Origin of the sequence: Streptomyces sp. NBC_00376, assembly GCF_036077095.1 — a bacterium.
Classification (GTDB): domain Bacteria; phylum Actinomycetota; class Actinomycetes; order Streptomycetales; family Streptomycetaceae; genus Streptomyces.
Window position 1 is genome coordinate 5,738,399 of the sequence record NZ_CP107960.1, and the last position, 12,500, is coordinate 5,750,898.

Here is a 12,500-nt window from a genome sequence, read left to right on the forward strand (position 1 = left end):
CGGCGCTACTTCGCCTGCGCGATGGCTGCGTCGATCTCCTTGGCGGTCTTCTCCAGACCCGCCTCGATGTCCTTCTGCTTGCCCTTCTCGATGTCGAATCCGAGGTTCTGCAGGGACGTCAGGTACGCGCCGCCGTTCACCGAGGGCGGGGTGGTGGTGCTCTTCGGGTCCGCGGCGATGTCGAGGAAGGTCTTGAACCGCGGGTCGTACTTCAGCTTCGGCGACTTCAGCGCCGCCAGGGTGGAGGGCACATTGTGGATGGCATTGGCGAAATTCACCACGGCGTCGGTGTCGGTCGTCATGAACTTCACCAGCTCCCAGGCCGCGTTCTGCTTCTTCGAGGTGGCGGCGATACCGGCGATGGTGCCGGTCAGATAGCCCTTGCCGTAGGTGTCGGCCTCGTCGTCGGCGACGGGCATCGGGGCGACGCCGATCTCGAACTTCGGCTTGGTCTCCTCGGCCATCCCGAGCCGCCACTCGCCGTCCAGCTGCATGGCGACCTGGCCGGTGTGGAACGGGTGCTTGGCGCCCCACTCGTCACCGAACGACGTGCGGTACTTCTCCAGCTTCTCGTAGCCGCCCAGGTCGTCGACCAGCTTCTTCTGGGTCGTGAGCATGGCGGCGAACGACGGGTCCTTGGCGATGTTCGACTTGCCGTCCGCGTCGAAGTACTTCGGGTCCCAGGCGCCGAGGTAGTGCTCGGTCGTCGTCTCGTAGCCGTGGTAGTTCGGCATGAAACCGAGCCGCTCGTACGAGTCGCCCTTGGTCTTCGTCAGCTTCTTGGCGTCCTCGGCCAGCTCCGACCAGGTCCTCGGCGGCCTCGTGATCCCGGCCTTCTCGAAGGCGTCCTTGTTGTAGTAGAGGCCGTACGCGTCACCGAGCAGCGGCACGGTGCAGCGCACCCCGTCGAACTGGGTGTACTCGTTCATCGCCTTGGGGAAGGTCTTGTCCGGGTCGATCCCGTCCTTCTTCAGGAAGGGGTCGAGATCGACGAACGCCTTCGACGAGCAGAACTTGCCGACATTGTTCGTGGTGAACGACGAGACGACGTCCGGGGCGTTCGAACCGCCCGCCCGCAGTGCCTGGTTGATCTTGTCGTCGGTCATGTCGCCGATGACCTTCACATGGATGTTGGGGTGCGCCTTCTCGAAGGCGTCGACCGTCGCCCGGATTCCCGCGACCTCGTTCGGGGAGTTCCAGCCGTGCCAGAAGTTGATGGTCGTCTCCTTGGACGGGTCATCACTGGCACCGTTGCTCTGCCCCGTACAGGCCGAGGCGAGCAGAGATATGGCGGCGGTCGCGGCGAGCGCGGCGGCCGTCTTCCGGCGGTTTCCGGACATGGCGGTCTCCCGGTGGAGGAATGGGGCGGGGGGATACGGAGGAAGGGAACGGGAACGGGCCGACAGGAATCGGTGTCAGCGGGACGTGTCGAAGACCTCGTCGCGGGTGGTGGCGAGGGCGCTCTCCAACGCGCCGCGCAGTACGGGGCGGTGCGTCACGTCCCCGGCGATCAGCCGGGGCCGGGAGGCCGCCAGCTGGGTGAGCTCGGACTCCACCCGGCAGCGCAGCTGCTCCCCGCCGGCTGCGATGACCTCGCCGGACAGTACGACGATCTCCGGGTCGAGCACGGCGACCATGGAGGCGAGTCCGGTCGCGAGCCCGGTGGCGAACCGGTCGAGGAGCTGGACGTACGGGCCGTCCTCGCCGGCCTCCGCGGCCTCGGCGGCGCGGGTGAGCAGCCGGGCCGCGACCTCGTGGTGGGTGCCGGAGCCGCGGATCAGCTCGTCGTCGATGCCGAGTTCCCGGCCCAGCTGGGACAGCACCTGGGCGCCGGCCAGTTCCTGGAAGCCGCCCGCGTTCACCTTGGTGACCTGACGGACCAGCGGGGCGCCCGGCACCGGCAGGAAACCGACCTCGCCGGCGCCCCCGGTGAAACCGCGGTGCAGCCGTCCGTTGATGACGAGGGCGGCACCGAGCCCCTCCTCGTTCCACAGCAGGACGAAGTCGTCGTGCCCCCGCGCCGCGCCCAGCCGCTGCTCGGCCACCGCGACCAGGTTCACGTCGTTCTCGTACTCCACCGGCATCGGCAGGAAGGCGGCCAGCTCCTCCAGCAGCGTGGGGGAGTGCCAGCCAGGCAGGTGCGAGGCGTACCGCAGCCGCCCGGTACCGGGGTCGAAGGCGCCCGGGGTGCCGATGACGACCCGGTGCACATCGGAACGGGTGAGCCCGGCGTCCTTCACCGCCCCGTCCAGCGCCTCCGCCACCTGCCGCACCACACTGTCGGCCCGCCGCCCCGGGGTACGCAGCTCGAACTCCCCGACCGTCTGCCCGGTCACATCGGCGACGGCGGCGACGATCCGGCGCGCGTTCACATCCAGCCCCGCGACATGGGCGGCCCGCGCGTTCACCCCGTACAACTGCGCGTTGGGCCCCGGCCGCCCCGCCACCGTCCCGGTCGCGACGACCAGCCCGGCCGCCTCCAGCCGCGCCAGCAACTGCGAGGCGGTCGGCTTGGAGAGCCCGGTCAGCTTCCCGATCCTGGTCCGCGAGAGGGGGCCGTGCTCCAGCAGCAGATCGAGGGCGGCCCGGTCGTTCATGGCCCGCAGAACGCGGGGGGTACCCGGTGTGGTTCCGGCCATGAGCACTGCACCTGCCCTCTGTTAGGAAAGTTTCCTATTCGGTGAGGACCGTATGGCGCGGTTGCCGGTGCGTCAATGGTCCGCATCGCTGTGGTGGCCAAAGTGTTACTTGAGGGGGCGCGCTCCGGGTCCGTGGCGGGCATTCTGTACGAGCGGCAATAGGGGGCGACCTGCTTCAGCCGGGCTTCGGGAGGGGGACCCGTGCCGGAACAGGCGCGAGGAGGCGGCGGATTACGCCGACGGCGACCACCGCTGCGGGCCTTGACCGGAAAGCTGGTGCTTGCCGCGGTGCTGCCGTCGACGGCAGTCGGCTCGCTCTCGTCCTGTGTGTTGACGAACGGTCCGGTGCCGATGAAGTCCGGTTTCCGGACGGAGGGGGACGGCATCGTCGTCGCCTACCCGGTCTGTGCCCCGGAATCGGTTTCGGGAGCCGGGATTCCGGTCGGCGTGGGCGGTGCCGGCCGTGGCGACGGGTTCAAGGCGCCGACCTGACCCGGGGTCCGGAGCAGCGGAAGGGGCACCCACAAGATGCGTGGGTGCCCCTCAACTGCTTTCCGGTCGGCTACTTCGAGATGTTCGGCGGGGTGATCGGGGCCGTGGCCAGCGACTGGGGCGAGGTGGTCGAGGCGTAGGCCGACGGGGCGGCCATGGAGGCCGACGGGTCGGCCTTGCTGGGCTCGTCCGCCTGGGCCGGGACGCCGCCGACGATGCGGATGCCCGCCTCGTCGAAGGCCCGCTTGATCCGCCAGCGCAGTTCGCGCTCCACGCCCAGCGCCTTGCCCGGCATCGTCTTCGCGCTCAGCCGGACCGTCATCGAGTCCAGGAGCACGGCGTCCAGGCCCAGGATCTCCACGGGGCCCCACAGCCGCTCGTTCCAGGGGTCTTCCTTGGCCATGGCCGTGGCGGCCTCGGTGATCACCGTACGGACCTTGTCGAGGTCCTCGGTGGGGCGCACCGTCACGTCGACGCCGGCCGTCGACCAGCCCTGGCTGAGGTTGCCGATCCGCTTCACCTCGCCGTTGCGGACGTACCAGATCTCACCGTTGTCGCCGCGCAGCTTCGTGACCCGCAGGCCGACCTCTATGACCTCGCCGGAGGCGACGCCCGCGTCGACGGTGTCGCCCACGCCGTACTGGTCCTCCAGGATCATGAAGACACCGGAGAGGAAGTCGGTGACCAGGTTGCGCGCACCGAAACCGAGCGCCACGCCGGCCACACCGGCGGAGGCCAGCAGCGGGGCCAGGTTGATCTGGAAGGCGCCCAGGATCATCAGGGCGGCCGTGCCGAGGATCAGGAACGAAGCGACCGAGCGGAGTACCGAACCGATCGCCTCCGAGCGCTGACGGCGGCGTTCGGCGTTGACCAGCAGCCCGCCGAGCGCGGTGCCCTCCACCGCCTGGGCGCTGCGGTTCATCCGTTCTATGAGTTTGGTGAGAGCACGCCGGATCGCGATCCGCAACGCGATCGCGATCGCCGCGATGAGGATGATGCGCAGGCCGGTGTTCAGCCAGGTGGACCAATTCTCCTCCACCCAGCCCGCGGCGTCGCCGGCCTGTTTGGCGGCTTCGTCGAACGAGCTGCCGGGCCCGGGTGACGGGGCTGCGGCCAACAGGGCGGACAGGGACACGGTGGGACCTCCAGATGGGCGACGGCCGTCCGACCACACTAACGGGGCATCGGGAATGTTCCGTTGCCCCGACAGAGCGGCGAGAAACGCCTCAACCGGGGGATACCGGGGGCGATGAGCGGCGGCGGGACGGTACCTGCGGCGGCCTTCTGTGGCCGATCGCACACCCGGCGGGCCCGTCCGCGGCAGGTGGCCGGGAGAAAAATCCTCCCGGCCCGTTACCCGCACGTGGTGGCGCTCCGACCAGGCAGGAGTAGAGACTGAGATCGGATCGTCCCGGCGCGAGCCACGCGCCGCCGGCGTACAAGGAGGCATCCACCGTGCCGCATGTCCTGGTTCTCAACGCGTCGTACGAGCCGCTCGGCGTCGTACCGCTCCGCCGCGCGCTCGTCCTCGTCCTCGAAAACAAGGCCATCTGCCTGGAGGAGACCGGCGCCCTCATGCACAGTGCCACCCGGGCCGTCCCGGCCCCCAGCGTCGTCCGCCTGAAGCGGTTCGTACGGGTTCCCTACCGGGGGCCCGTACCGCTGACCCGCAGGGCGCTGTTCGCCCGGGACGGGGGGCGCTGCATGTACTGCGGCGCCGCCGCGACCAGCGTCGACCACGTGATTCCGCGCAGCCGCGGCGGACAGCACGCCTGGGACAACGTGGTGGCGGCCTGCCGCCGCTGCAACCACGTCAAGGCGGACCGGCATCTGCCGGAGCTCGGCTGGCGGCTGCACCAGCAACCCGCCCCGCCGACCGGCCTCGCCTGGCGGATCATCGGCACGGGACACCGTGACCCGCGCTGGTTGCCGTACTTGCAACCGTTCGGCGCGGACGACGCCATGGCCCGGATCGACGGCATTTCTGCCTAGGGATCCGGGCCTTTGTCGTCCCTGGGACGTCGAAGGCCCGGATCGCCGCTCCGCCGCTACTCCGTTGCGGCGACGGCGTAAGCCTCCACCGACCAGAGCGAGTAGCCGAACTCGCTGCCCCGGGCATCGCCCTGGACCCTGAGGTAGCGGGCGTCCTTCGCGTCCATCCGGACCGACTCGCGCCCGCCCCTGCCGTCCCGGACGGTCGCCGCCGTGCGCCAGCTGCGGCCGTCCGAGGAGACCTGGAGCCGGTAGCGGGTGGCGTACGCGTCCTGCCAGTGCAGCACCACCCGGCCGATCCGGGCGGTCCGGGGCAGTTCCGCCTGCCACCAGGCGTTGTCCTCGACCGGGGAGGACCAGCGGGTCTCCGGATCGCCGTCGGCGGCGGCCGACGCCGGGAAGTCCGGGGTCTCGTCGCCGGACGAGGACGCGGTGGCGGTACGCAGCAGATCGGGGCCCGCGGTGCGCGGGAACGCCCGGACGGTGAGCGTGCTGCGCTCGTCGCCGAAGCTGAAGGGCACCTCGTACTCCCCGGCCGGGGTGCCCGCCGGGACCGTGATCTCGACGGGGACATCGGTACGGGAACCGCGCGCCACCCTCGTCTGCTTCGGGATGGCCACCTTGATGCCCTTGGGCGCCTGCGCGGTGAGCGCGCCCCGCACCTCGGCGGGGCGCCGGGCGGCCAGGCGTGCCTCGACCCGCTGCGGACCGCCGCCGATCTCGGCGTCCGTCTCACCGCGCGCCAGATCGAGCCGGGCCGCGGGCTCGTCGCCGAACCAGGGCACGAGCGCGTGCACCCGGGGAGCCGGCAGCGGGGCGCTTCCCGGGGCGCCGGCTCCCGGGGCCATCGGCGCCACCGTGCGGGAGATGATCGGGGGCATCGCCGGGCCGCCCGTGGGCCAGCTGATCCGTATCGCGTCGGCCCGCAGCCCGTTGCCCGCCGTCTGGGTCCAGCCGCTCTCCGACAACGCGCCCAGGCGGCGCCAGCCCTCGCCGGGCACATGGGCCTCCAGCGCCGCGCCGGCCACCGTGCCGCCGTCGGGCAGGGTCATCGCCGTCACGGCTTCCACCGGGCGGGCCCGGTCCAGCCGGACCGTGTGGCTGCCCGGAGCCTTCGTGACCGTACCGGCGTCGCGGTCCGCGCCAGTCCAGGCGTCCGCCTCCCGGCGCACCCGGTCCAGGAACGGGCCCAGCACCCCCTTGCCGACCGTCGCGCCGTCCGCCTTCGCGGCCTTGCGCAGCGGCTCCAGGGCCAGCGAGGCCTTCCAGGCGGCGGCGCCGTCGCCGCGCGACTGGGCCTGGAGCAGATCCACCGCCAGCTCACCCGCCCGGCCGTACCGGGACAACTGCTCCGTCCACGGCCGCACTTCGCCGTCCAGACGCCCGTCCGCCAGGCCCTTCAGCCGCTGCGGCGCCTCCCGCATCACGGTGAACGCCTCCCGCAGCCCGCGCGCCGCGTCGTCCCGCGCCGTGGTGTCGTGCGCCGCACGGGTCTTCCAGAACGCGGCCAGCAGCGGCCGCAGATACGCGGACTCGTCACCGCCCAGCACCGATGCCGCGCTGTTCCCGGCCAGCGCGCGCAGTGCCTCCCTGGTACGCGCGTCACCGCCCGCAAGGTCGTCGATCGCCGCCTGCCAGGACTCCTGCGGTTGGTAACCCTTCGGGTTCCAGGCGAAGTCGGCGGCGGTGAACAGCGGAATGCGGGACGCGGACGGCTGCTCCATCGCGTTGGCGAGCAGTGCCGCGGAACCGGTGGCCACCGCCGGGTCCCGGCCGGTGTACGGGCCGAGGAATATCCGGTCCTGGGCGTAGTCGTTGACGGGGTAGTTGTCCATCGTGACCAGCGGGTGCCCGAACGCGGCGCGGGCGCCGGCCAGTTCCCCGCCGGTGATGGTCTTCGGTACGACCCCGACACCGGTCCAGGCGATCTGGACCCGGTCGTCCAGCTCCGCGGCGAGCGCCTCGCGGTAGTCGGTGGACCCGTCCTGGTAGAACTCCGTCGGCATCACCGACAGCGGCTGCGAACCCGGATACCGCTCCGCGAGGTGCCGCGCCACCTCGCCGGCCACCCGCGCCTGCGCCCTGGCCGCCGCCTGCGGGCCGCTGCCGAAGGTGTCGGCGTCGCTGTCGCAGTGCCATTCGCTGTAGCTGACGTCCTGGAACTGGAGCTGGAAGACCCGCACGCCCAGCGCCCACATCGCGTCGAGCTTCTTCGTCAGCGCCTTCACGTCGCCGGCCGACGACATGCACATGGCCTGGCCGGGGGCGACGGCCCAGCCGAGCGTCACGTGCTCGGCGCGGGCCCGCTCGGCCAGTGCCCGGAAGTCGGCACGCCGGTCGGCCGGGTAGGGGTCGCGCCAACGGGCCTGGCGGTACGGGTCGTCGCCCGCCGCGTACAGATACCTGTTCTGCTTCGTGCGCCCCATGAAGCCGATCTGGGCCAGCCGCTCCTCGCGGGTCCACGGCTGCCCGTAGAAGCCCTCGGTCATCCCGCGCACGGCGGTGCCCGGCCAGTCCCTGACGGTGACCCCGGCGACGCTTCCGTCCCGGATCAGCTGACGCAGGGTCTGCACGCCGTGGAAGAGGCCGTCCTCGCCGACACCGTCCACCGCGACGGTGTCCCGGCCCGCGACCCGGCCGACCGCGATCCGGTAGCCCCCGGAGGGCAGGTCGCCGCGCTCGGAGGCGTGCAGCGTGCGCAGCGCGTCGCGGGCGCCGTCGCCGCCGAGCCTGATGACCGGGCCGCGGCCGGGCATGGCCCCGTGGACGGTCCGCACGCCCGCGTCCCGCAGGATGCGCCGGAGCGCGTCGACCGCGTACGGATCGGCGTGCGCGTCGGCGACGAGGGTGACCTCGGCCGAGAGCGGTACGGAAGTTCCGGCGGCCTCGATGGACTGCGGCCGGGGCCATACGGCGGGCAGCCCGCCGTCGTCCGCGCGGTCGGGGGTGGTGACGGCGGGGGAGCCGGGTGCCGAAGGGGCCGCGACGGCGGCCGGGGTTCCCGTGGAGAGCAGTCCGCCGAGCACCGCGACCGCGATGGCCGCCGCCTGCTTTCCGCGCCTGAGCCGCATCCCCGTCTCCCTCGTTCCCGCCGCTGGTCCCCGGCGCTTCCCGTTCCGCCGCTGGTCTCCGGCGTTCCGGCTGGTGGGCTCCGAGCCCACCACCCGCGCGCGAGGGTGTCAATGCGCGTGGGTGGTGTGCCGGAAATGCCTGATGTCGCGGACGGGGTGAGCGGCGGCGGGGCGCGGCGGCGGACGCCAAAGATGACGCCGGATGGCCGAAAAGAGCGGACAACTTGCGGGGAACCGGCCTGCGGGGAACGGAATGTGACCCAGGGCACGTTGGACTCGTTGTGATGACGCCTACGTCTGTGGTCGAGTCCGCCGGGTAGGTCTGCTGTGTCCTGTCACCCCACGGCCAGGAGGCCGCCATGCCCGCCGCCGCACAGCTTCTGCTCTCCGCCCTCTCCGGACAGGTGCCGGACACCACCGCCCCGCCGGGCGACGCGGCCCCCGTGCCCGGCCCGCTCCCGGCGCCCGCGCCCCGCACCGGCCCGCTGACGAGCGAGTCGCCGCTCACCGATGCGATACCCCTCACCAGCGAGCCGCCGCTCGCCGACGCCACGCCTCTGACCAGCGAACCCCCGCTCGCCGTAAACGCCCCGCTGACCAGCGAGCCGGCCACCTCCGGCGGCGCGTGGGGCATGGAGTCCCCAGGAGTCTGAATGGGCTTGTCCCGGCTCGCCGCACTGCACGGCGTCGCCACCTCCTACTCCCCGTCCGCCGATGTGACGGTGACCGTCCCCGACGACACGGTCGTCGCCGTGCTCGCCGCGCTCGGCGTGGACGCCGCAACGCCCGAGGCGGTACGGCGGTCGCTCGCCGCCGCCGAGTCCGCGGCCCGCTCCCGGCTGCTCCCGCCGACCCTGGTGGTGTGGACCGGTGAGCCGCTGCCCGCGGCCCTGACCGCCCTGCGGCCCGGCACCACGCTGGACATCGCCCTCGAAGACCCCGGTGCGGCCCCGCCGCCGCGGATGCGCGTCCAGGCCGACCGACCGGATCCGGCCGTTTCGGAACGGGGCGCCGCCGGCGGGCGCACGGATCCGGGGGACGAAGGGGATGAGAGGGGCGGGGATGCCGGTACGGGGGCGCCCGCGGTCCCCGCCTGGTGGACCGAGCCGCCGCTCGGGGTGCACCGGCTGGCCGTACGGGCGCCCGGCGGCCGGAGCGCGGCCGGCACGCTCGTCGTCGCCCCGCCCCGGGCGCCCCGCCCGCCCGCCCGCGCCCACGGCTTCCTCGTCCAGCTCTACTCCCTGCTCTCCGCCCGTTCCTGGGGCATGGGAGACCTCGGGGACCTCGCCGACCTCGCCGCCTGGTCCGGCCGGACCCTCGGCGCCGGATTCGTCCAGATCAACCCGCTGCACGCCGCCGTGCCCGGCAGCCCCACCGACCCGTCCCCCTACCGCCCCTCGTCGCGGCGCTTCCCCGACCCCGTGCATCTGCGCGTCGAGTCCGTCCCCGAGTACGGGCACGTGACGGAGCGGGCCGCCCTCGACGACCTGCGCCAGGACGCCGTGGCGCTCGGCGACACCGTCCTGAACAAGGGCGCCCTGATCGACCGTGACGCCGTCTGGGAGCTCAAGCGCCAGGCGCTCGAACTCGTACGGAAGGTGCCCCTCACCCCCGGCCGCCGCGCCGAGTACTGCGACTTCCTGGCCGGGCAGGGACAGGCCCTGGAGGACCACGCCCTGTGGTGCGCGCTCGCCGAGGAGCACGGCTCCGACTGGCACGCCTGGCCCGCCGGGCTGCGCGACCCCCGCTCCGAGGAGACCGCCCGCGCCCGCGCCGGACTGCTGGACCGGGTCGACTTCCACTGCCGGCTCGCCTGGCTGACCGACGGTCAGCTCGCCGAAGCCCAGCGCGCCGCCCTCGACGCGGGCATGGCCGTCGGCGTGGTCCACGACCTCGCCGTCGGCGTGCACCCCGGCGGCGCCGACGCCTGGGCCCAGCAGGACGCCTTCGCGCACGGCATGTCCGTCGGCGCGCCGCCCGACGCCTTCAACGCCCGGGGCCAGGACTGGGGCCTGCCGCCCTGGCGCCCGGACGTCCTCGCCGCGTCCGGCTACGCCCCGTACCGCGGACTGCTGCGCGGGCTCCTCGCCCATGCCGGCGCCCTGCGCATCGACCACGTCATGGGCCTGTTCCGGCTCTGGTGGGTGCCCGAGGGGCGCCCGCCCACCGAGGGCACCTATGTCACCCACGACGCCGAGGCGATGCTCGCCGTCCTCGTCCTGGAGGCGCACCGGGCCGGCGCGGTCGTCATGGGGGAGGACCTCGGCACCGTGGAACCGGGGGTCCGCGAGGCGCTGGTCCGGCGCGGGGTCCTCGGCACCTCCGTCCTCTGGTTCGAACGGGACTGGGCTGACACCGGCCGCCCACTGCCCCCCGAGCAGTGGCGCGAGGACTGCCTGGCGACGGTCACCACCCACGACCTGCCGTCCACCGCGGCCCGGCTGACCGGCGACCATGTGACGCTGCGCCACCGCCTCGGCCTGCTCGCCCGCCCCCTGGACCAGGAGCTGACGGCGGACGCGGCGGACACCGCCGAGTGGCTCGGGTACCTCTCCAGACTCGGCCTGCTCCCCGAGGGCGAGGGCGACGAGGAGGGCTGCGTACGCGCCGTGCACCGCTTCCTGCTGCGCACTCCCGCCCGGATGACCGGCGTCTGGCTGCCCGACGCGCTCGGTGACCGCCGCCCGCAGAACCTCCCCGGCACCTGGGACCAGTACCCCAACTGGCGCCTGCCCGTCGCCGACGCGGAGGGCCACCCGGTCACCCTGGAGGAACTGGCCGCCGCGCCCCGCCTGCACCGGCTGATGGAGGTCTTCGAACCGTGCGCGGACCGCCCGGATCCCACCCGGTGACCCCGCCCGGACCTCGCGCCGACTCTGCCCGGAGCCCAGCCCCGGACCCCGTACGGCACCCCCGGGCGCGCGCCCCTCGCGGGCGTTCGCTACGTTTGCACCGTGGACAAGAAGAACGCTATGCGCGCCGGCGCCGTCGCGGCCGGAACGACGCTGATGATGCTGCTCATGTCGTCCCCCGCGCTCGCGCTCACCCGCGACGACGGTGACGACCCGGGGCCCGGCCTGAGCGCGATGGAGACCATCGGCCTCTACGTCGTGGCACCCATCGTTCTGTTCCTGGTCATCACGGGCCTGGTCATGGTCCTGGACAAGTCCAAGAAGCAGGCCTGACACTCCACGCCCGTCCCGAGTGCGCCGCAGGTACTCCACGAGTACCGAGCGGCGCACACGCATGTCCGCGGCGAGTGCCGGGCGACGCACGCGCCTGCCCGCGGCCGGGCACCCCGCCCGGAGCCGGGCACCCGGTCCGCGGCGCCCGGTAGGTTGCGGCCATGATCGAGTGGGACGTCAAGAAGCTCCGCATCCTGCGCACCCTGCGCGACCGGGGCACGGTCACCGCCACCGCGCAGGCCCTGCTGATGACCCCCTCCGGCGTCTCGCAGCAGCTCTCCGCCCTGTCCAGGCAACTCGGCGTGCCGCTCCTGGAGGCGCAGGGCCGACGGGTCCGGCTCACCGACGCCGCGCACCTCGTGCTGCGCCACGCCGAAGCCGTCTTCGCCCAACTGGAGCGCGCCGACGCCGAACTGACCGGCTATCTGCGCGGCGAGGCCGGCGAGGTGCGGATCGCGGCGTTCTCCACCGCCGTGTCCGCCCTCGTCGTACCGGCCGTCCAACGGCTGCGCGCCGAGGAACGGCCGGGCCCCGACGTGCGGGTGCGGGAGGCGGAGGCCGGGCAGGCGTACGAGCTCCTGGCCGCCGGTGACGTAGACCTCGCCCTGTCCCTCGCCGCGCACGCCCCGACGGCCCGCGATCCCCGGTTCGCGGTGCTGCCGCTCCTCGCGGACCCCCTGGACGTGGCGTTGCCCGCGGACCACCCGCTCGCCGCCGCGCCCGCCCTCCGGCTGGCGGACCTCTCCGGCGAGCCGTGGATCTTCGGCGGCTCGGGGCCCTGGTCGCAGATCACGACGGCCGCCTGCGAGGCCGCCGGATTCGTGCCCGAGCAGGCGCACAGCGCCTCCGGCTGGACGGCGATCCTGGCCATGGTCGAGGCGGGCATGGGAGTGGCGCTGGTCCCGCGCATGGCGTCGGCGGAACGCCGCAGCCGGGGCGGCGTGGTGATGCGCGCACTCGACGCCGACCAGCCGCGCCGCCATGTGGTGGCGGCGGTCCGGCAGGGCGCCGAGCGGGGCCCCGCGGTGGCCAGGGTCCTCGTCGCGCTCACCGCGACAGCCGATTCGTTCACTTCAACTGAATGAACAGTGCAAAAACTTTCGCTGGACCTAATGGGTCGT

At 73.1% G+C, this 12,500-nt stretch carries 10 protein-coding genes; 6 read left to right on the top strand and 4 right to left on the bottom strand.

Annotated features, from left to right (window positions below):
* Nucleotides 1-5: 5 nt before the first annotated feature.
* Both OG842_RS25820 and OG842_RS25825 read right to left on the bottom strand, forming a co-directional pair.
* Nucleotides 6-1,340 carry an ABC transporter substrate-binding protein gene (locus tag OG842_RS25820; RefSeq protein ID WP_266732963.1) on the bottom strand — a complete coding sequence of 445 codons (1,335 nt, stop codon included), beginning with the start codon at nucleotides 1,338-1,340 and terminating at the stop codon, nucleotides 6-8.
* A gap of 75 nt (nucleotides 1,341-1,415) precedes the next feature.
* The gene (locus OG842_RS25825; protein WP_266732965.1) at nucleotides 1,416-2,639 is read right to left on the bottom strand and encodes an ROK family transcriptional regulator; all 1,224 of its coding nucleotides are present in this window, start codon (nucleotides 2,637-2,639) and stop codon (nucleotides 1,416-1,418) included.
* A gap of 261 nt (nucleotides 2,640-2,900) precedes the next feature.
* Here OG842_RS25825 and OG842_RS25830 point away from each other — a divergent pair, with 261 nt between their 5' ends.
* On the top strand, nucleotides 2,901-3,131 hold the full coding sequence (locus OG842_RS25830; protein ID WP_266732966.1) for a hypothetical protein: 231 nt from the start codon (nucleotides 2,901-2,903) through the stop codon (nucleotides 3,129-3,131).
* A gap of 70 nt (nucleotides 3,132-3,201) precedes the next feature.
* On the opposite strand, the gene OG842_RS25835 is transcribed toward OG842_RS25830, so the two are convergent.
* Nucleotides 3,202-4,266 (bottom strand): mechanosensitive ion channel family protein, encoded by a 1,065-nt coding sequence (locus OG842_RS25835; protein ID WP_266732968.1) that lies wholly within the window; start codon nucleotides 4,264-4,266, stop codon nucleotides 3,202-3,204.
* 320 nt (nucleotides 4,267-4,586) lie between these two features.
* Between OG842_RS25835 and OG842_RS25840 the strand changes: the two genes are divergently transcribed.
* Nucleotides 4,587-5,123 (top strand): HNH endonuclease, encoded by a 537-nt coding sequence (locus OG842_RS25840; protein WP_266732969.1) that lies wholly within the window; start codon nucleotides 4,587-4,589, stop codon nucleotides 5,121-5,123.
* Between the two features lie 56 nt (nucleotides 5,124-5,179).
* Here OG842_RS25840 and OG842_RS25845 read toward each other — a convergent pair whose 3' ends face one another.
* A complete protein-coding gene (locus tag OG842_RS25845) occupies nucleotides 5,180-8,194 on the bottom strand; it encodes a beta-N-acetylglucosaminidase domain-containing protein (RefSeq protein WP_266732971.1) in 3,015 nt (1,004 codons plus the stop codon).
* A 359-nt stretch (nucleotides 8,195-8,553) separates the two neighbouring features.
* On the opposite strand from OG842_RS25845, the gene OG842_RS25850 reads away from it, so the two are divergent.
* The 4 genes from OG842_RS25850 to OG842_RS25865 all read left to right on the top strand — a co-directional run bounded on the left by OG842_RS25850 (nucleotide 8,554) and on the right by OG842_RS25865 (nucleotide 12,464).
* Entirely contained in the window at nucleotides 8,554-8,847 is a 294-nt protein-coding gene (locus OG842_RS25850) for a hypothetical protein (RefSeq protein WP_266732973.1), read from the top strand.
* The gene (malQ, locus tag OG842_RS25855) at nucleotides 8,848-11,046 is read left to right on the top strand and encodes a 4-alpha-glucanotransferase (protein ID WP_266732975.1); all 2,199 of its coding nucleotides are present in this window, start codon (nucleotides 8,848-8,850) and stop codon (nucleotides 11,044-11,046) included.
* 102 nt (nucleotides 11,047-11,148) lie between these two features.
* A complete protein-coding gene (locus OG842_RS25860) occupies nucleotides 11,149-11,379 on the top strand; it encodes a hypothetical protein (RefSeq protein WP_124717671.1) in 231 nt (76 codons plus the stop codon).
* A gap of 161 nt (nucleotides 11,380-11,540) precedes the next feature.
* The gene (locus tag OG842_RS25865; protein ID WP_266732977.1) at nucleotides 11,541-12,464 is read left to right on the top strand and encodes a LysR family transcriptional regulator; all 924 of its coding nucleotides are present in this window, start codon (nucleotides 11,541-11,543) and stop codon (nucleotides 12,462-12,464) included.
* Nucleotides 12,465-12,500 lie beyond the last annotated feature (36 nt).